The following is an 18,593-nucleotide window of genomic DNA, read 5'->3' as shown; positions in this document are numbered from 1 at the left end:
ATCCCGACCGCGGGCCCCGCCCCGCCCCCCGGCGCCCCCCCCGCCGCGGGGCCCGCGGCGGCCCCCCCGGCCCCCCCCCCCCCCCCCCCCTCTCCCGCAGGAAGGAACAGCGCCCTCGGGCCGGCGGCCCGGGGCGGGGCGGGGGCTGCCCCGCATGCCCGGCGGGCACCGGCGGGGAAACAGCCGCCGATCCCGCGCGGGGCGGGACACAGCGAAGCGCGCGCCGCGACCGTACATCGGTCGCGGCGCGCGCTCATCCACTCGTCATGCTGCTGCACGCCGGCGCTGCGGCGGGTGGCAACCCGGACTGGCTTCGTTCATCTCTGGGGACAGCATTTGTCGACGGGATCCGGAGTCAGTTGGGGTCGATGCGAAATGACGGCACTGTCGTGGTTCCGAAGCCGAGACGGTGAGCCGCCCGTCAGCCACGCTGACGGCGACCGGTCCGAGTCCCCCGCGGCCAGTTGTGACACCACGCTGGTGATGCGTGCCTAGGTCGTAGAGGTCACTCACCCGACAGGGGGAGGGAGGTCGTTCTGGGTGTTGATGTCGCGTCGCCGCGGGCGATGCGAGGGTTGTTGCGTGATCGATGCGACAGGGACGACGAAGGCGCGTGGGCGCACATGGCTGCAGCGGTGGCCGTACTGGGTAGGCCCGGCCACCATGCTCTGGGCAGTGGTGTACGCCGGCTTCGGCCTGGCATGCGCGCTGAGCGGGACGCCGCTGCTCTACTTGGGCGGCGCGCCGGGGCCCTCCGCGCTGGGCTGGGCGGTCGTGGCGGTGGGGTCGCTTGCTGCGGTGACCTGTTGGGTGGTGGGGCGGTTGGGGTTGCGGCCGGCGTTGCGGGTGGTTCTGTGGGCAGTCGGCCTGCTGGCCGGGATCGCCGCGTTCGGTCTGCTGATGGACGTCATCACACTGGCGTTCGGCCAGGGGGTGGACAGTGGGGTGGCCGCTGCGAACCATGCGCTGGCGGCGGCCGGGGTCGTGCTGCTCGCGGCCACTGCCCGATCCGTCCGCCACCTGTCCGGAGCAGCCGTCGTGCGTCCCCCTTCTGCCGCCTCCCGGCCGGTCCAGCTCGCTGCCTGCGCCGGAACGGTGTCCTTTCTCCCCTACGCGGCGATGAAGCTGATCTGGGCTTCCGGTGGCACCTTCGCCGGGATAACCGGCGAGGAAATGCTGGCGATCTCCAAGCGCAACGGTGCGTCGGGACTCTGGCTCACCCTGGAGTCATGGGGCCTGGACGGAACCGTGCTGCTGGCCGCGCTCGGCGTCTTCCTGCTGTGGGGCCTGGTTCGCCCGTGGGGCCAGGTCTTCCCGCGCTGGACGCGGTGGCTGAGCGGTCGGCGCGTCCCGCGCTGGCTCCCCATGGCCCCGGCCTTGATCGGCGCCGCCAGCTTGGCTCCGTACGGGGTGCTCGGGGCCGGCTACGCGGCCCTGGCCACGGCCGGCGTGGTGACGATGCCTCAAGGCGACTTCCACTCCCCGAGCGATGCCCTGCTGGTCGCCTGGATCGGCTTGGGCGCGTTCGCCGTGTACGGGGTCGCGCTGGCTATCGCTGCCCGCTCGTACTGGATTCGGACCCATACCATCCGCCGGGAGCACGCAAGCGCTGAGTGAGCGCCCGCGGCCAGTTGGCTTCCTATGACTGCGCATCGGCGGCCCGTCGCGATGATCACGTCGGATCACCGCGGACAGGTCGACCTGGGGCATCTGCTGTGATCAGCACCCTTCGCCGGGAGCATCCCACGGAGCCCTGGCAAGAGGTTCGGTGCCTCCGGAACTCGTCAACACCGCCCTCCGGCAGAACAGGGTGCCTCCCCAACCCATCGACAACCGACTTCACTACTGCCGAATAAAGCCACCGGACGCTCCTGCGCCCGTGGACGGGTCAGTGGGAGTCGTCGTAAGGCTCGCGGCTGCCGGACTTGGCCAGCCCTCGGCTGATCATGTAGCCGACGGTCAGGATCACGATGTACAGCCACGCCTTGTCGGCACGGAAGTAGTCGGCGTGCCCGTCCTCGGTGCCCACGACCATGGAAGCGATCAGTACCGCGACCACGGACGCGAGGTAGACGAAAAATTCAGTCGTCTTCAGAGCCGACTTCGTCTCGGTCGACAGCCGACGGGTGCGATGCGCGACAGGATCGGCACCCGCGTGGTGGGCCGGGCTACCGAGGGGGTTTTCCATGCTCATGGCACTGCATCCCATCTGTTACCGGAAGTACCCGCTGTACTTCACAAGGTGAGGAAGCCGCGTAGAAGATCAACGCTCTCGACCCGCGAATACCCGTTTTCAGCCAGGTAAACGTGGCTTCAAGACATGCCCACATCAGACCGCCGCCCCGCGACCCACGCAGCGATAAGACCACCGGTGACCGACCCGCGGGCGGCGCCGTCCGGTCCGCACCGCCTTCTTGGATGACCTGGTTCTTGGAAGGCCGGCGCCCGTGCCACCCACCCCGCACAGCGGGGCGGAAGCGCCGGCCACTTCTCGTCCCACCCCCACCGCCACGACCCGGCCAGGTCGGCATCCGGCCTGCCCAGCGTCGCGGGTCGATGCCGGAGCAGCACAGCGCCCCGGCACCTGGATGCGGTACCGAGGCGCAGGGAGGGGGGTGTTGGTCAGAGCTGGCCGAAGATGATGGAGCCGGGGGCCTTGGGGTCGTCGGAGAAGTGGTACTCGCGGAGCGTGCGGACGAACTCGAGGCGGGAGATCACCCCGTCTCCGTCGGTGTCGATCCGGGAGAAGGCGTCCAGGGCAGTGGGGTCGGTCACCTTCCAGACGTCCGTCAGCAGGCGGGTGAACTGGTCCTTGCTGATCTCGTTGTCCCCGTCGACGTCGATGACGTCGAACACCGCGTGGGCGCCGCCTTCGGCGACGTTCAGCCTGCTGGTGTCGATCGCGGCCATGCGCGAGGCCTGGGCGTACTGCTCACGGTCGAGGCGGTCCCCGTCGACGCCCGCGTGACGCAGCAGCTCCACCCACTCCATCTGGAAGTGCGTGATCAGGGCCAGGGCACGGAGGTCGTCCTTGCCCAGCTGGTAGGCGGTGATGAAGCGGTCGGCCAGGGCCTGGTAGTCGCCCCAGACCAGGTAGCCGTTCTTGTCGGCGTCCAGGACGTCGAAGGCCCGCCCGTACTTCTCGCTCACGACGTCTGCCACAGTTTTTCCCCTTTTTGGTGGTGCTGGCCGATCGGTCGATGCGCATCCTCCTCGTCCCTCCCGCCCCGGGACGAGGAGTTCGCCCAAGATCACCCGATGGCGCGAACCGGATCCGGCCACCACCACTCCCGCGCCCTTCCACCCCGCGAGCCGGGCGGGGGGACGCCGGCCAGCTCCTCGTTCCGCACCCTCCCCCCACGCCCCTCCGACCCGGGTGAGTGCCGGGGTGAGTAACTGAGTGAAGTCTGCGACCTTGTGACTGCGCCGACCGCGTACGGCATGGCGGCGCGCCCCGCGTTAGCACACGACAGCGCTGGTGAAGTCCGGATCCCAGGAAGAGCCACACGCATTGGCGATCTCCGACCGTTGGCCGTTTTCGCTGGTCAGGCGCTGCGCAGCCTGTGAACCGGTGGGGCTGCATCCGTCGGCTTTCACCACCGAAGGCAACGCCGAACAAAAGGGGAGTGGACCATGGGCACGTGGAGCGACTGGGAGAGCCTGGGCGGCGCGATCATCTCGGCCCCCAGCGTAGCCTCGCGGGTCAAGGAGCGGCTCACCGTGGTGGCGCGTGACACCAAGAACAAGGTCGCCATCCGCTCGTACACCGACGGCAGCGGCTGGAGCGAATGGGGTGGTCTGGGCGGGCCAGTCACCTACGACCCGGCGATCATCTCTGCCAAGCCGGATCTCTACACCGTCTACGCCGCCGGAAGCAACCAGAACGTCTACCGCAAGAGCTACACCGACGGCAGCGGCTGGGCGACCGACTGGACCAAGACCTACGACGTCGGAACCGCCTGGGCCGGCATCGCGGCTGCCTCCTCCCGGGAGGGCCGCATCGACATGTTCACCCTCAACAGCACCAACCAGGTCCAGCATGGCACCTACCTGCCCGGAGGCTCCTGGCAGCCCCTCAACAACATCGGCGGCACCATGCAGGGCACCATGGCCGCCGCATCCTGGAGCAGCGGCCGGGTCGACCTCATCGCCCGCGGCGCGGCCACCAACACACTGTGGCACCGCGTGCTGAGCGGCAGCACCTGGTCGAAGTGGCGTGACATCGGCTCCAACATCATCTCCGGCCCCGCCGTGGCGACCTGGGGGCCCGACCGGCTGGACGTCTTCGCCAAGGGCCGCGAACACCAGATCCAGCACCGCTTCTGGAACGGCCAGAGCTGGAGCGAATGGAAGGACCTGGGCATCAGCCACACCGACGACAACCTCGCCGCCGTCTCCCGGGCCCCCGGCAACATCGAACTGTTCGCCCGCGGCCGTGACAACAAGCTCTACCACCGCACCTACACCGCCGACCCCAGCGAACTCGACAACGGCGGCGTCAACGACGCCAACTGACCCCCTGGGTGCCGCTTCGCCCCCGGGCACGGCCATCACGACGACGGCCTTCGTCGCGGCGGCCACCTCTCCTTCGGCTCCGGCTGGTGCGCACGCGAGGCGTCTGCCTGGCCTGGCAAAGGGGCTGGTGGACCGTCCGGGCCCGGGCTACGGTCACCCCCAGCGGCGCAGCACCGCGCGCCCGCGTACGAAGGAGGGGGCCATGACCCACGACACCGGCTGGGGCCACCAGGACGACATCGGCTGGGGAGCCGCCCCGAACTGGAACCGCCGTGACACCGGCTGGGGCACCACCATGGACCCGGGGTGGGGCGCCGCCGACACCACCTGGAACTAGCCCACGCACACGCACCGAGGCCCCGCCCGCAGGAACACTCCTACGGGCGGGGCCTCGGTGCGTGTACGCGCCGCCGGCCACGACTCGGGGGGATCCGTCGACGGCGGCGCCGACGCCGCATCCGCCCACGACGCCGCACCCCACACCGCGCGCCATCGGGCGGAACCGGCAGGAGCGTTTCTTCGGTGAAACCGATCCCCCGGGCAGCCGACCCGCAGCCGATTCACCCGCGCCGGCACCGCTCGGGCCGCTATGCCTGTCCTTCGTGATCACGAACATGGTGCGCGGTCTGGCCGCGCTCTCCCTCGCCCTGTCCCCGCTCGCCCTCCCGACCACCGCCCACGCCGCGCGCACCGTCCCCGCCGGGGTGCCTGCGGCCCCCGCTGCCGCGCGGGCGTTCCCGCTCAGCTTCGCCGTCGGGCAGATCCCCGTGGCCGACGAGTCCCGGGCCGGGTACACCCGCGACAAGTTCAAGCACTGGAACACCGGCCTGGACCCCGCCGACGGCTGCAACACCAGGGCGGAGGTGCTCCTGGCCGAGGCCGCCGAAGCACCGTCCGTCGCGGCCGGCTGCAAACTCTCCGGCGGCAGGTGGCTCTCCTACTACGACGAGCAGGACGTCACCGACCCCGGGAAGCTGGACATCGACCACATGGTCCCCCTCGCAGAGGCCTGGGACTCCGGTGCGAGCGCCTGGACGGCGGCGCGGCGGGAGGCGTACGCGAACGACCAAGACGCCGCCGCCTCCCTCGTCGCCGTGACGGCGCGGTCGAACCGTCAGAAGGCCGACCAGGACCCCTCGACGTGGATGCCGCCCGCTCCGGGGGCGACGTGCCGGTACCTCGCCGAATGGACCGCGACCAAGCTCCGCTGGGGCCTTGCCGCCGACCAGGCCGAGATCGACGCCATCAACGTCTACGCCGGCGGCCCCTGCCAGACGACCGTCGTCCACTACACCACCGCCCCATAGGCGCCGGACCGCGCGGGCGCCAAGCACTGCGGGCACGCAGCTCGGCCGGCTCGGGAAGACGTGCCGGTGAGCGGCCCGATGAACGACCCTCGCCTGCGGCGTCGGGGGGCCGCGGAGGGTGGAGCTGTCGGGGATTCTCACCCCAGAGGTGACATCATGATCATCACCCGCACAGCCGCAGCAGCGGCGCTCGCGGCAGCACTCGCATTCGGAGGCACGGCGGCCGTCAGCGCCGTACAGGTAACCGGACCCTCCGAGCAGAGCATCGTCCAGGCCGACCGGCAAAAACCCCGGCCGACTCAGCCAGTGTCGCCCCCCGGGCTTTCCCGGTCCGACGTCGACCGGCCCGACCAGGCGCAGACACCCCTCACCGGGCGGGGGAACCAGTTCAAATAGACCCGAACGCACCGAGGCCCCGCCCGCAGGAGAACTGCGGGCGGGGCCTCACCCGTAAGCACGCCGCCGGCCACGAGGGGGGGCCGTCGACGGCGGCACCGACGCCGCTTCCGCCCACGAAGCCGCACCCCGCACCCAGGCCAAAAAGGCGCAGAGCCGGCAGCCCTGTCGAAGCTGCCCCTGCCGCCGTGGAAGGAGGCTCCGTCGAAGGCGACCGTGTCACTGCGCGCTCCGCAGCTGCTCCAGGGCCCGCGTGGAGTCGGCGGTGACGGGCATGTCGAACCGCTCGGCGAGGAAGCCGGGGGCGGGCACCGCGCCCGCATCGGGCACCATGCCGACCGCCGCCCGGACCTCGTCGGCATGTCAGGGGTTCGAGGTATCTTCCGTGTCCTCGTTGAACGGGACGACCTTGACGTTGGTGATCATGGCGCCGCAGTGGCCGGATTCCGGTGGGGAGGCGGAGGAGAAGCGGAGGGTTTCTGTCTCGCCTTCGGCGATGAACTGCAGGCTGGCCGGCTGCCACCGCTCGTCCTGTGCCGGCGGGTCGAACTGCTTGCGCTTGTTGTCGACGATCTCGACGGTGTAGGGCTGTTCGGGGATCTCGTCGCATCCGGGCCAGGTTTCGCGGGAATGCTCCCAGCGGATGACGTATCTCTGGCCGACCGTGGTCTCGAAGCTCTGCTCGATGCTTCCGGGGGATCCGCCGGTGAGGTTGGCCGCCTGGTGGTAGGAGGGGGATCCGGCCAGCTTGCGGCCGACGATGTCGATGTCGCCGCTTCGCAGGCGCCATTCCGGAAGCTCGTGGGCGTTGCCGGAGTTGATGCGCTTGTGGCCGAGCTCGGTGTCCGGGGCGGCCGGGCGGGAGAAGGTGCCGTTGTTGACGAGGTTGTGGTCGGCGGCGGTCGCCGGCGGGTGCATGGCCGTGCCGGAGGCGAGGAGAGCGCCGGCGACGAGCAGGACCCGGTGCGTGTGGGGCATGGAACGTCAAGGCCTTCCTGATCGGCTGTGAGAACAGTGCGGGAGGGCTGCCGCGGTGAGGTGTAGGGGCGGGCGCGGGGGCTCGCCGGCGGGTGGGCGGTCGGGCGGGTGGGCGGTCGGGCGGGGCGGACAGCGCCCCGGGAGGGGTCCCGCGTCCGGGAAGGACCCGCCGGCCGGGGCGCTGAGCGTGGGGAGGGCAGGTCAATCGTCCCCGTTGCCTCCGCTTCCTCCGGTGCCTCCGCTGTTGCCGTTGTTGTTGTCGTTGTTGGCGACCGGCTTGACCACCACGTCCGCGATCAGCGCGCCGCAATGGCCGTTGGACGGGGGCGCCTTGGAGGCGAAGCTGAGGGTGACGAAGTCGCTCTCGGCGGTGAAGGTCAGGCTCCGCTTGCGGTAGGTGCCGGGGTCGCCGGTGGGCTCGAAGCGCTTGGGTTCGATGTCGCTGCCGTCGAGGCTGACGTCGTAGGGCTGGTCGGGGTGGTTCTCGCAGCCGTCCCACGTCTCGGGGCTGTGCTGCCATTCGAGCTTGTACCGCTGGCCGCTGTCGGTCTCCAGGTCCTGCTGGATCGTGCCGTTGGAGCCGCCGTTGATGTTCGCCGCCTGGTGGCGGTAGCGCGCGGTCTGGCTGCTGAAGATGTCGACGCTGCCCTTGGTGACCCGCCAGCCCGTCATGATCTGGTCGGAGTTGGCGGAGGTGACCCGCTTGTAGGTCGCGGCGCCCCTCTCGACGTCGGGCTTGCTGAACGTGCCGTTGGTCACCAGGTTCGTGCTGGCGGTGGCGAAGGTGGCGGGGACGAGGGCGAGGCCGGCCAGCAGCGCGCTACTCAGCGCCGTGACCAGGGCGAGGCGAGGCCTGTTCATGAGGGTTCCTTCCGTCGGAGGATGCGGAGGCGGGAAAGCCCCCGGGCGGGGACGTGACAGTTGATCCGGATGCCGGATTTCCTTGAGCTGAATTGTCCGGCGGAGCCTTTGAGAACCCGGGATTCTCGGAAAACCGGGACCCTGGGCCATTGATGTGCCTTGTGCACGGAACGCGTCGATGGGTACGGCCGGCAATGTTCGGCAGCCCACACGGACGCATTTACGTCCCCCACCCACCATGGCGCTTTCACCGGCAGCAAGCGCAAGGCATGACGAACACCTTCACCTGATCGGGTGAGAACACCTCGGGAACTATACAACCGTGGTTTTTTCCTACAATGGCGAGCGCCCGCCAAAACCGCTGACGGCAGGGCTTTTCTGGTGCAGAAACCGTCCTTCCACGGTTCCGCGTGACAGGTGGTTCGCAGGTGACGGGGGAGCCGGAAAGCAGAAGCCTGTGGTTTTACGGCGAGTAATAGTGCGCCCTCTTCACAACCTGTGCGCGCGCTGCGAGGGAGCCAGCGAGTGCGGGTTTTGCTGTTTCCGGGGAACCGGCGGGGTAACGATTGACCTGCCGGACACGGATATTGGCCTGTGTTCCGATTCCGGCCCCACTGGAGGCATCACCCCTTCCCCTGCACAGCGGAAAAGGAGAAATGCATGCCCGAAATCAGTCGTATCCGTGTGGACGTTCAGACCGCATCGGAAACGCCGGCCAAGACCACCAGCAGGATCTATCTCGGTTTCGGCGGACGCGAGTTCCGGCTGCGGACCCAGAGCAGCCCCGGCAATGACTTCGCCCCTGGGGCCCGGCAGGACTTCTACCTCGGGGCCGACCCCAACGTCGCCCAGCCCGAGCGGAACGACCCGCGCGAGCCCCGCCTGCCGGCCACCGCCCTGGACGGCGAGGTCTACCTCCGCCTCCACCCCGCGGGCGATCACCGCGACTGGGTCATCGAACGCGCCCGGGTCCACGTCTTCTCCGGCGCGCAGGAGCTGGCCGTGTACGACACCCCCGCGCTGCGCGACGCCAACTCCCCCCTGAAGCACAAGATTTGGCTGGGTGACGACTCCGGCCACATCTACCACCTGGAGCGCCAGGGCGCCCCGGGCGGCGACTGATCCCCCTCCCCCCGACGAGCGGCCCACGGGCCTCTTCATCACACCTTCGAACAGGAAGACAGCATCATGAACCGCACCGCACGCAAGGCCGGCATCACCACCCTCGTCCTGGCCGCCGCCCTGGCCGGTCTGACCACCGGCGCTCCCCAGGTCACCGCCGCCTCCGGCGGCCACAACCTGATCACCAACGGCTCCTTCAACCAGCCCACCGCCCCCGAGGGACCCTACGGCTACACGCGCATCGACGCCACGAACGACCACCTGCTGCCCGGGTGGGACGTCGTCCGCGGCGACATCGACATCTACAACCGGGACCTCGCCCAGAGCCCCAAGCGCAACCAGGCCGCCGACCTCACCGGCTCCCAGCCCGGCACCATCCGTCAGACGATCGAGACCGTGCCCGGCAAGGAGTACGCCATCCGCTGGCAGCACTCCCGCGAGACGTTCCCCGGCTGCGACCGCTTCCCCGAGCAGCCCTACGAAGTCACCGTCATCGGCAACACCAGCGGCCGCTTCGAGCCCCAGGGCGACGCCGGCGACTGGCTCAAGACCGGGATGCGGTTCACCGCTTCCGACGACACCGAGAACATCCAGTTCGCCTCGAAGTCCAGCACCAACAACGGCGGCTGCGGCGCGATGATCACCGACGTCACCGTCACCGCCCTCACCTCCAACGGTGACAACGGCGGAAGCGGCGACAACGGCGGAGGCGGCGGGGACGACTGACCCACGGCACCACCACTCCTGCAGTCCCCGCCGGGGACCTGCCCCGCCGGCGGGTCCCCTCCGCTTCCCGGCACCGGCTGCCGCACCCCCCCGGCCGGCGGACAGGCCCCGCAACTCTGCCGGGGGTCGGCAAGCCCCGTCCACAGGCTGCTGATTTCCCGCTACCTGACAGCACCTAGCATCCCCTTGCCGCCCGTGCCGGCCGTGACGAAGCCGCCACCAGGGCGAGGCGGCTGTCCGTGGTTCCGCCCCGCGGCTGCGCGGGGCAGCGGAACCACCTCAGGACGGGCCGCTAGGCGTGCTGCTCCACCCGGCGCTCCGGGAGTACGAGTCGAGCAGGTCCACGACGAAGATGAGGGTCGAGTGCGCCGGGATCAACGGTGAGGGAGACTCCTTGCCGTAGCCGAGACGCGGAGGAACGACGATTTCGCGCCGACCGTCGGCCCTCATTCCCCGCACGCCCCGGTCCATCCCCTTGATGACCCTGCCGCCGCCCAGGGCGAACTTGAACGGTTCCCCGCGGTCCCAGGAAGCGTCGAACTCCGTCCCGGACTCGAACCTCACCCCCACGTAATGCACCAGGACCACCATGCCCGGCTTCGCCTCGGGGCCGTCCCCGACGATCAGGTCGCGGATGGTCAGCTCGGTGGGAGCGGCACCCCTCGGAACGTCGACCTCGGGCTTCGTCTGCTCACCCATACAACCTCATCACACCATGCGAACACACGGACTCTCCAAGGCAGCCTATGCCGGTCTCGTAGCGGTCACCGACGCCGCTCGGGGACGGACCTTGTCGCCTGGGAAAAAGCAGCCTCATGTGCCCTGCCAATTGGCGGACTTATCGGCACGGCCGCCTGGTGCTCGCCGTCGGGCGGTGCTATCAGGACGCGGAGATCTTGGTCATTCAGTCGTTCCAGTCCCAGGACCAGGCGACCAAAGTCGTGCTCGCTGAACGACTGCGTGTTGGCGGTCTTCGGTGACAAGCAGGAGTTCCCCCTCGAGGAGGAAACCGCCGTCGTACTCGCCGGCCCCCACGGCCGGCAAGGGAAGGGCGGGATGGAAGGCCATCGCGTCACACGGGGTACTGCGAGCTCAGGAGCCGGCGGCGGGCGCGGTCGGTGACGTGGGAGACGCCTACGGTCTTCGCCTCGTGGTACTCGTGCGCACCGGCCACCGCGACGAGGCCTCACCGGTTGCCCGTGACGGCCAGGACGGGATCGCCGACCTCGGCGAAGGGTCGTCTGGGCCGTTACGGTCAGCAGGAAGCGCGGTCATACCGAAAGGATCTTCGCGAAGATCCGGTGGCGCTCGATCACGGTCCCGGTTCGTGGGCTGTTCGGGGCGGCTGCTACGGGTCTACGACTCACATTTCGGTGGTCCCCCACGGCGACGGCGGCGTGGGCGGTGATCCGCTGCACCTCGCATAGGGCGGCTTCCCGCTCGGCTGCGGCCGCGGCCTCGGCGGCGAGCTCAGCCTGGACGACGACGCCGGTGTCCGGGCGGTACACGGTGCCCGCTGGAGTGGCGGCGAGCATCTGGTCGACGCGCTCCCACTTCGTGAGCTCCGCCCGGCCACGGACGTCGTCGGCCAGGTCCTCGTATCGGGAGTCCTGACGTGCGTCGAAGCGGGCGTCTTCGAGGGCCGCCGCGACGACGTCGGCATCCGTCCCCTTCGCCCGGCACCGTACGACGCGGGCAAGAGCGACCGACTCCCTGGGCACGGCGACACGCGGCCGGTGGTGCGCCGGGGCGGCCAGGGCGTGGGCATCTTCGGCCTCGTATGCGTGATGCGGATGCGGTGGCGGGCCGCCACCGGAGCGCTTCTGTGACGGCCCGCGCATATGTGAGTACGGCTGTTGTTCGCTCACCTGCGCGTGCTCCGGATCTCCTTCCAGCCAGAACCGTACGAAGCGCGCTGGGTGGCGCCAGGCGCCCCGATCGGTGGCGGGTGTCGGCGACAGGGTCGGGACGAGCGCGGTGACGTCGCGAGCTTCACGGCTCTCCCCGGCGGAGGCGAAGCGGACGCCGGTCCATAAATACTCCCGGCCGGCAAGCAGGCGGGTATTCGCCCAGGGGTATACAAGCGCTCGCGGTAGTGGTGGCCGACGACGCTGAAGGCCAACGAACGGAGCCCGGCAGTGTGTGTACTGCCGGGCCCCTGGTATGCAGTGCGTCAGCCGTTGTGGCGGTTGATGAAGTGGGTGCTCGGGTGGGACCAGGCGCCGGCGGTGGTGGTGGACCAGCTGATCTTGACGGGGTTGAAGGTGGCGTCGGTCTTGGTGAGCCAGGTGAACATCTTCACGGTGCCGTTGCTGTAGCCGTACATCACACCGAGGTCGTCGCGGCCGTCACCGTTGTAGTCACCGACGACCGTCTTCATCGAGGTGTACGTCAGGTCGCCGGCGGCGGCGGTGAGCGCGGCGCGCGGCGGAGCGAAGGTGCCGTTGGCGTTGCTCTTGAGGGTGTAGGCGATGTCGCGGCCGTCGGAGTAGTCGAACCAGAACAGCAGGTCGTCGCGGCCGTCGCCGTCGAAGTCACCGGAGTGCAGGTTGGTCGCCGACCAGTCGCCCCAGGTGTCGTGGCGGAAGCCCTGGAAGGGGGCGGCGTAGCCGCCGTTGGGCTGGGCGAGGAACGTCCACACCTTGACGGCGCCACCGGTGTAGTCGTAGAGCACTGCGAGGTCGTCGCGGCCGTCACCGTTGTAGTCACCGGTCACGGTCTTGCCCATGGCGCGGGTCCACGTGGTGGAGGTCCAGCTCTTCACGGGGGTGGTGAACCCGCCGCGGGCGTTGGCGACGAAGGTGAAGAGGGCGTCGCTGGTGTCCTCGTACTCGTACCAGACGATGAGGTCGTCGCGGCCGTCGCCGTTGGAGTCACCGGCGTGCAGCTGGACGCGGTCCCACTGCCAGGACGAGGACGGCGCGGTCCAGGTGGCGAAGGGGGTCTCGAAGGCGCCGTTGGCCTTGCCGAGGAAGGTCCAGATCTTCGTCTCGGTGGCGTACTTGTACATCACCGCGACGTCGGAGCGGCCGTCGCCGTTGAAGTCTCCGGAGACCTTCTTCATGGCCTCCAGCTTCCAGTAGTCCTCCGGGGTGCGGGCGAAGGAGGAGTGCGGGGCGGCGAAGGAGCCGTCGGTGGTGCCGTTGAAGATGTGCATGGCGTCGGTGCCGTCGCCGTAGGTGTACCAGTTGACCATGTCGGCGATGCCGTCACCGTCGAAGTCGTTGCGCACCACGGTGCCGCTGGACCACTGGGAGACGCCCTGGGCGCTGTAGACCGTCAGGCTTCCGCGGTCGGTCAGCACAGCGGTACCGCCGACTGCGTTGGTCTTCGCCTCCCACAGGTTGGCGGTGTCGGTGGCGTTGCGGACGACGAGGTTGCCGGTGGCGTCCAGCAGAGCGGTGGCGCCGGCTTCGGTGGTGCCGCTGGACCAGAGGGTCTTGCCGGCGCTGGAGGTGATCACCAGGTTGCCGCCTGCCTGCATGGTGAGTGTGGCCGAGGCGGAGGCGAGCGTCTCGCCGGGCAGCAAGCGCTGCCCCGCGTTCAGCCGGAACCCGAACACGGCGTTGTCGGCGCGAGCGGCGATGGCGTCATTGCGCGTTTCGGTCGTATCTGTGCCGATGCATCCGGCCTGCCAGGAGCGGCTGCTGATGCCGACGAGTTCGGGCTTGCCGTTGGTCATGCGCAGCAGCGGAGCTCCTGTGTCGCCCTTGCAGATCGCGTCGGTCGCAGCCGTGCCGGTGATGTTCACCTCCGCTCCGGTGACGGTGTTGACCGCGAAGGAGGAGGTGTGGAGCTTGCGAGGTGCCCACTCGTCCTTGGTGCGGCCGTAGCCGGGGACGGTGATTACGTCGCCCTGGGCCGCCGGTGTGGTGGCTATGGCCACAGGGGTGATGCCGGTGGCGGGCGTAGCGAGGCGCGCCATGACGAGGTCGCGGCCGCTGCGAGGGGCGAGTTCGACGACGTCGGAGACGTGACCGCCTGTGGTGGCGAGCGTGGCGCGTCCGATGGTGGCCACGGTCTTGTGGGCCGGCTTGCCTGGCTGGAGTCCGGCCTGTTCGGCGGTGAAGCAGGATGCCGCAGTCACCAGCCATTGGGGGTCGACGAGAGCAGCGGAGCAGGTCCGGTAGGAGTTACCTTCGCCAATCTGCAGGTGCGCGGTGAACGGGTACGGGCTGTCGCCGGTGGGGGCCGGCGCCGTAGCGCTCGGTCCGGTGGTGCGGATCTCGACCAGCTTGCTGCGTGAGCCGCCCACCTGCCCTTCGCCGACGCTGGCGTAGCCGTCCTTGGCGATGGTGACGGTCTTGGTGGTGCCGTCTTCTGCGGTGAGGGCGGCGCTCAGCGGCTGGTCGGCCGCGTCGATGGCGAAGACCCGGTCGAGTTCCAGGGTCAGCAGGCCGGTGGTTGCGCGCGAGACGAAGCAGTAGGTGCCCTGCCGGTTCACGCTCTCGTCCTTGACCGCCATGACGCGTATTTGCTTAACGTTGGGGTCGCAGTCGGCGAGGGTGATGTTTCCGTCACCGCGGATGAGCTTGATGCCCTTTTCTGCCAGGATTTGCGTGGCATTGGGGTAGGAGCCGTCCTCGACGGCGAACGGCATTTCGGCTGAAGCGAGTGGCGCGTCGGCAGCGACGGCAGAGCCGCCGACGGGAGCGCTGAGCGCGGCGACGGCCATGCTTGCCATGGCCATTCTGGTGGCGCGATGCTGCACCTGTTGAAGTCCTTCCGAAGGCGGCTCATATTGGCCGCAAGTAGCGGTGCATCGCTGCCCGGACCAGGATCGCAGAGGGTCGGGAGCTAATGCATCAGCAAGATCGCGTGCAGAATCTTATTTGTCAACAAAAATCTCGGTGATCATGGTCACCTCCTTTGCCAGGCAACCCTTTTGACCATTCGTCACTCGGCGCGGTCACGTCGGCGAGGTGCGCTGCCGGTACGGCGTTTCAGCGAAGCATTGGATATGGCAAGATCCCTGGCCGGGCAAGGGACGCACATGGGCTGGCGCCTGCGCGCTGCATGAAGGATGCATTTACCAGGATGTGCGCTTCTGTACGCCGCAGTTGCGGCGTCTTCGTCCGATTTTCCTGACAGAACCGGCCCGTTGCCGCGGTCCGGATGATGAGATGAGTTGACTTTGAGGCGAAGAAATCGCCCCTCCGATAAGGCATGGGCGGCGCCCGGCGTGGCCCCGTCACTCGGGCGCGTCGGCGTCATGCTGGCCCTGGTGGCCGGACTGCTTGGCACCGCGCCTTCGCCTGCCACGGCGGAGGACGTCCCCTCCGTATCGGCCGATGGTGTTCCAGCAACACCTCGGGGACGGGTCGTCGAGCTGTGGAAGGCCGGGGGGCCCGGGGTCAAGGCCGCTGCCGAGGTCGCACTGACGGGAAGCGACGCGGAGGTGCAGCGGTTCCTGGACCAGGTGGCTCCGCAGGCAGCTGAGCAGGACGACCGGGTGGCCACCGCCCAGATCGCCAGCGTGGGCGGCCAGAGCCTCATCGCGGCGGCCCGCAACGCTCTCGCAGGCACTCCGCAGGACTTGAGGAGTTTCCTCAAGGACGGCTGGAAAGCTCCCTTGGAGCAGGATCAGCGCGTACGGATTGCGCAGATCATCGACACCGCCGGGCCGATCGTTCAAGAAGAGGGCCGGAAGGCGCTCAGAGGTTCCGCCATCGACGTGAAGGCGTTCCTCGACAAAGGCCGGTACGACTGGCAGGAGCAGGACGAGCGGGTTCAGCTGGCCCAGATCCTGAGCGTAGGCGGCCCCAACGTGCGTACAGGCGGACGGATCGCACTCAACGGCTCCGCCGCGGACATCCACGAGTTCCTGCTTGTCGGCCAGCACGTTGCGCGCGCTCGCGACCAGGAGTACGCCACGGTCGCCGAACTTGCCGCGCTGGCGAAGGAAGCGGGCCGGCAGGCCAGGCAGGAGACGACCGCAGCCACAGACGCGTCCAAGCGGGCGGTGGAAGCCTCACAGCTCGCGAAGGAGGCGGCGACACGTGCGGCCGCCGAGACCGAGGCCGCCCGTGAGGACTCGCAGCGGGCCGCCTCTGCGGCGTCCCGTGCCGCCGCAGCGGCCAGCCAGGCAGCCCAGGCAGCCGAAACCGCGATCGCCGCGGCTCGGTCCGCCAGCAACTCCGCTCGTGTGGCCGCCAACGCGGCGGCTCAGGCCTCTGCCGCAGCGGCCGGCGCTTCGCAGGCCGCCTCGCGGGCCCGGGGGGCGGCGGCCAACGCCGCCACTGACGCCACCCAGGCCAGCGCGGCCCGCCGCGCCGCTGACGACGCCCGGCATGCGGCCAAGGGAGCCGAGGAAGCGGCGGAAGCCGCCCACCAGGCCGGCATCGCCGCCACCGCGGCGGGCGCAGCGGCAACGGCCGCTATCAGCGCCGGCTCGAACGCCGACGCCGCCGCCGCCTCCGCCGAGGCCGCCAGCCGCTACGCCGACGCCGCCGGGGTCCACTCGGACGAGGCCTCGGCAGCCGCCGGACTGGCCCGCAAGCAGGCAGCGGAGGCCACCCGCGCCGCGAAGGCGGCCGAGTCACTGGCGGCCAAGGCCTCGAAGGCCGCCTACGAGGCACGTGACGCTGCGCGGAGTGCCGCCGCACACGCACGGAACGCGGCTACGGCAGCTGACGAGGCGGCCGACCATGCCGGCGATGCCGCCACCGCGGCGGCCCAGTCCACCGCTCATGCCGATGCCGCCACCATCGCAGCGAACATTGCCAGCGCTGCCGTGCAGAAGGCGAAAGAGACCTACGAGCTCGCTCGTGCGGTGGAGGCCGAGGAGCGCACCGCACGCACCAACGCTGCCGTGGAACGGGCCTACGTCCTCAGCGCAGAGGAAGAAGCACACGAGAAGAAACGGGCCGACCTGGTCCAGCAGATCAACGACCTCGACACCGCAATGCGCCGCTTGTCCGCCGAAGCTGCCCAGCCCGGCGCCGACACGGCCGTCATCGCGGCCAAGGCGCGCCCTCTGGCCCTCACGGTGATGCGGATCCGCGGACCGTGGGCCCGCACAGCTGCACAGGTGGCACTGGCCGGCACGGACGGAGAGATCGCCGAGTACGCCCGCACGGGGTGGGTGAAGGCCGCGCAGGAAGACGAGCGCACCGAGGCCGAACGTCTCGCCCTTGACTCGCCGTCCGAAAAGATCCGTGCCGCAGCCTCCCGCGCCCTCGCCGGCGACGCTGCGGCGGTGACCCAGTTCCTGTCCAAGGGCCAGTACGAGGTGGCTGCCGAGGACATGCGCCTGCACATCGCCCGAGTGATATCTGTCGGAGGGCCCATCACCGAGGAGCGAGGCCGGGCCGTCCTCGCCAGCAATTCGGTCGACGCCTATCGCGCGTTCATCACCGATGGGGAGCGCCTTGCCCGCCGTGAAGACGAGAAGATCCGGGCCACCCAGCTCAGGGACACGCAACGGCAGGGCGAGGAGATGGTCGCTGCCGCCCGTGTGGCACTCGCCGGTCCGTCCGACCTTCTGCACTCCTTCATCAAGACCGGTCAGTACAAGGCCCAGCGGCAGGACGAACTGGCGGCTGTACACCGCGCCCGGGTCCAGGAATTGATCGCCGAAGGCTTCGCGGTCGCCGCGACCGCGCAGAAGGACGCCGCACTCGCGCGGAAGGTCGCGGCCACGGCCCGGCAGGCATCAGCGGAGGCCACCGAAGCCGCCCGCCAAGCTGCGGCCTCGGCCACAGAGGCCGACGGATACGCGGCAGAAGCCGCCAAGTCCGCCGCCGAGGCCAAGGCATCGGCGGATGCGGCGGCCGCCTCGGCCAAAGCGGCAGACAAGGCACGCAAGGACGCCCAGGACTCCGCCGCACGGGCCGTCTGGTCGGCAACGGCCGCACAGGGCTCGGCGACCTACGCCCGCATCGAGGCCGAATCCGCCTGGGCGGCAAGCGACCAGGCCCGGCAGAGCGCTCTCGCCGCCGGCAAGGACAGCAAGGCGGCCACCGCAGCGGCGACGGACGCATTCGGCACCGCCGTCAGGAAGTACCGCGAGGAAGAGGCCACGTTCCGCGCCGTCGAGCAGGAATGGCGCGAAGCCGAGGCCGCGGCGGGTGCCGAGGCGCAGGAGGTCGACGAGGGCTGGATCCCCGACTGGCTTGAGGAAAAGGCCAACACGACCGGTATCTACGCCACGGAAATCTTCACCAACACCGATGTCCTGACCGGAGCCTTCGAAACGGCACTGGGTATCTACTCGATGGAAGCCGGCGTCGGCGGCATCGTCGGCGGCGCAGCGATCTGCCTCACCGGAGTCGGCTGCCTGGCCGGAGCCCCCGCCATAGCCGTCAGCGCCGGCCTCGTCACCGTAGGTGCCTACGGGACCGCCGACGGCATCTCCCGGATCGACGAAGGCCTCGGCGTCGCCCTGCGCAACGCCCGCGACAGAACGAACGCCTCCCAGAAGGTCCAGACGGGCCCTGCCCCCACGCCCAAGGAGCTGCCGGCCTTCCCGGATGCCAAACCGGCCAAGAGGAAGACTCCCGTTCAGGGCGGCGGAGGTCTGCGGTTCCGCTGGAAGGATTCCAAGGGAAAAATTTATGAGCACGATCGCCAGCACGACACGGTCGAGGTGTACACCAAGAACGGCAAGCACATCGGCGAGTTCGACTACCGGACCGGAAAGCAGACCAAGCCTCGCGACCCGACAAGGGAGGTAGAGAAGTAAGTCGT

At 69.5% G+C, this 18,593-nt stretch carries 15 protein-coding genes; 8 read left to right on the top strand and 7 right to left on the bottom strand.

Translation table 11 applies throughout. The features are described from left to right. Nucleotides 1-582 precede the first annotated feature (582 nt). The gene (locus ABTY40_RS20655) at nucleotides 583-1,617 is read left to right on the top strand and encodes a hypothetical protein (protein WP_352060851.1); all 1,035 of its coding nucleotides are present in this window, start codon (nucleotides 583-585) and stop codon (nucleotides 1,615-1,617) included. 271 nt (nucleotides 1,618-1,888) lie between these two features. Here ABTY40_RS20655 and ABTY40_RS20650 read toward each other — a convergent pair whose 3' ends face one another. Next, nucleotides 1,889-2,194, bottom strand: a complete 306-nt coding sequence (locus tag ABTY40_RS20650; RefSeq protein ID WP_352060850.1) for a hypothetical protein — start codon at nucleotides 2,192-2,194, stop codon at nucleotides 1,889-1,891. 428 nt (nucleotides 2,195-2,622) lie between these two features. Beyond that, nucleotides 2,623-3,162 (bottom strand): EF-hand domain-containing protein, encoded by a 540-nt coding sequence (locus tag ABTY40_RS20645; RefSeq protein ID WP_352060849.1) that lies wholly within the window; start codon nucleotides 3,160-3,162, stop codon nucleotides 2,623-2,625. A 471-nt stretch (nucleotides 3,163-3,633) separates the two neighbouring features. Here ABTY40_RS20645 and ABTY40_RS20640 point away from each other — a divergent pair, with 471 nt between their 5' ends. The 4 genes from ABTY40_RS20640 to ABTY40_RS20625 all read left to right on the top strand — a co-directional run bounded on the left by ABTY40_RS20640 (nucleotide 3,634) and on the right by ABTY40_RS20625 (nucleotide 6,218). Then, nucleotides 3,634-4,515 (top strand): DUF8189 domain-containing protein, encoded by an 882-nt coding sequence (locus ABTY40_RS20640; protein WP_352060848.1) that lies wholly within the window; start codon nucleotides 3,634-3,636, stop codon nucleotides 4,513-4,515. 202 nt (nucleotides 4,516-4,717) lie between these two features. Continuing rightward, nucleotides 4,718-4,852: a hypothetical protein gene (locus ABTY40_RS20635; protein WP_352060847.1), complete on the top strand. Its 135-nt coding sequence runs from the start codon at nucleotides 4,718-4,720 to the stop codon at nucleotides 4,850-4,852. Between the two features lie 265 nt (nucleotides 4,853-5,117). Next, nucleotides 5,118-5,822, top strand: coding sequence for an HNH endonuclease family protein (locus ABTY40_RS20630; protein ID WP_352060846.1), 705 nt, complete (start codon nucleotides 5,118-5,120; stop codon nucleotides 5,820-5,822). 156 nt (nucleotides 5,823-5,978) lie between these two features. Continuing rightward, complete coding sequence (locus ABTY40_RS20625) at nucleotides 5,979-6,218, top strand: hypothetical protein (RefSeq protein ID WP_352060845.1); 240 nt, start codon at nucleotides 5,979-5,981, stop codon at nucleotides 6,216-6,218. Nucleotides 6,219-6,581: 363 nt separating this feature from the next. On the opposite strand, the gene ABTY40_RS20620 is transcribed toward ABTY40_RS20625, so the two are convergent. Next, a complete protein-coding gene (locus ABTY40_RS20620) occupies nucleotides 6,582-7,196 on the bottom strand; it encodes a DUF642 domain-containing protein (protein ID WP_352060844.1) in 615 nt (204 codons plus the stop codon). 201 nt (nucleotides 7,197-7,397) lie between these two features. Beyond that, nucleotides 7,398-8,057: a DUF642 domain-containing protein gene (locus ABTY40_RS20615; RefSeq protein WP_352060843.1), complete on the bottom strand. Its 660-nt coding sequence runs from the start codon at nucleotides 8,055-8,057 to the stop codon at nucleotides 7,398-7,400. Between the two features lie 660 nt (nucleotides 8,058-8,717). Here ABTY40_RS20615 and ABTY40_RS20610 point away from each other — a divergent pair. After that, nucleotides 8,718-9,179, top strand: a complete 462-nt coding sequence (locus ABTY40_RS20610; RefSeq protein ID WP_352060842.1) for a hypothetical protein — start codon at nucleotides 8,718-8,720, stop codon at nucleotides 9,177-9,179. A 66-nt stretch (nucleotides 9,180-9,245) separates the two neighbouring features. Then, nucleotides 9,246-9,905, top strand: coding sequence for a DUF642 domain-containing protein (locus ABTY40_RS20605; protein WP_352060841.1), 660 nt, complete (start codon nucleotides 9,246-9,248; stop codon nucleotides 9,903-9,905). Between the two features lie 279 nt (nucleotides 9,906-10,184). Here ABTY40_RS20605 and ABTY40_RS20600 read toward each other — a convergent pair whose 3' ends face one another. The 3 genes from ABTY40_RS20600 to ABTY40_RS20590 all read right to left on the bottom strand — a co-directional run bounded on the left by ABTY40_RS20600 (nucleotide 10,185) and on the right by ABTY40_RS20590 (nucleotide 14,589). Next, a complete protein-coding gene (locus tag ABTY40_RS20600) occupies nucleotides 10,185-10,604 on the bottom strand; it encodes an FKBP-type peptidyl-prolyl cis-trans isomerase (protein ID WP_352060840.1) in 420 nt (139 codons plus the stop codon). 572 nt (nucleotides 10,605-11,176) lie between these two features. Then, nucleotides 11,177-11,626 (bottom strand): hypothetical protein, encoded by a 450-nt coding sequence (locus tag ABTY40_RS20595; RefSeq protein ID WP_352060839.1) that lies wholly within the window; start codon nucleotides 11,624-11,626, stop codon nucleotides 11,177-11,179. A gap of 452 nt (nucleotides 11,627-12,078) precedes the next feature. Next, nucleotides 12,079-14,589, bottom strand: a complete 2,511-nt coding sequence (locus ABTY40_RS20590; RefSeq protein ID WP_352060838.1) for an FG-GAP-like repeat-containing protein — start codon at nucleotides 14,587-14,589, stop codon at nucleotides 12,079-12,081. Between the two features lie 528 nt (nucleotides 14,590-15,117). Between ABTY40_RS20590 and ABTY40_RS20585 the strand changes: the two genes are divergently transcribed. Then, nucleotides 15,118-18,588 carry a colicin E3/pyocin S6 family cytotoxin gene (locus tag ABTY40_RS20585; protein ID WP_352060837.1) on the top strand — a complete coding sequence of 1,157 codons (3,471 nt, stop codon included), beginning with the start codon at nucleotides 15,118-15,120 and terminating at the stop codon, nucleotides 18,586-18,588. Nucleotides 18,589-18,593 lie beyond the last annotated feature (5 nt).

It is taken from the genome of Streptomyces sp. NPDC126503 (genome assembly GCF_040302405.1).
In the GTDB taxonomy this organism is placed as follows: domain Bacteria; phylum Actinomycetota; class Actinomycetes; order Streptomycetales; family Streptomycetaceae; genus Streptomyces; species Streptomyces gulbargensis.
The sequence above is the reverse complement of the archived record's forward strand: the minus strand, read 5'-3'. Positions and strand labels throughout refer to the sequence as shown.

Bases quoted from the DNA above. Each gene is read 5' to 3' on its own strand.
- ABTY40_RS20620 (WP_352060844.1), bottom strand. From the start codon at position 7,196: ATGCCCCACACGCACCGGGTCCTGCTCGTCGCCGGCGCTCTCCTCGCC.
- ABTY40_RS20605 (WP_352060841.1), top strand. From the start codon at position 9,246: ATGAACCGCACCGCACGCAAGGCCGGCATCACCACCCTCGTCCTGGCC.
- ABTY40_RS20600 (WP_352060840.1), bottom strand. From the start codon at position 10,604: ATGGGTGAGCAGACGAAGCCCGAGGTCGACGTTCCGAGGGGTGCCGCT.
- ABTY40_RS20635 (WP_352060847.1), top strand. From the start codon at position 4,718: ATGACCCACGACACCGGCTGGGGCCACCAGGACGACATCGGCTGGGGA.
- ABTY40_RS20615 (WP_352060843.1), bottom strand. From the start codon at position 8,057: ATGAACAGGCCTCGCCTCGCCCTGGTCACGGCGCTGAGTAGCGCGCTG.
- ABTY40_RS20650 (WP_352060850.1), bottom strand. From the start codon at position 2,194: ATGAGCATGGAAAACCCCCTCGGTAGCCCGGCCCACCACGCGGGTGCC.
- ABTY40_RS20625 (WP_352060845.1), top strand. From the start codon at position 5,979: ATGATCATCACCCGCACAGCCGCAGCAGCGGCGCTCGCGGCAGCACTC.
- ABTY40_RS20610 (WP_352060842.1), top strand. From the start codon at position 8,718: ATGCCCGAAATCAGTCGTATCCGTGTGGACGTTCAGACCGCATCGGAA.
- ABTY40_RS20590 (WP_352060838.1), bottom strand. From the start codon at position 14,589: ATGGCAAGCATGGCCGTCGCCGCGCTCAGCGCTCCCGTCGGCGGCTCT.
- ABTY40_RS20640 (WP_352060848.1), top strand. From the start codon at position 3,634: ATGGGCACGTGGAGCGACTGGGAGAGCCTGGGCGGCGCGATCATCTCG.
- ABTY40_RS20585 (WP_352060837.1), top strand. From the start codon at position 15,118: ATGCTGGCCCTGGTGGCCGGACTGCTTGGCACCGCGCCTTCGCCTGCC.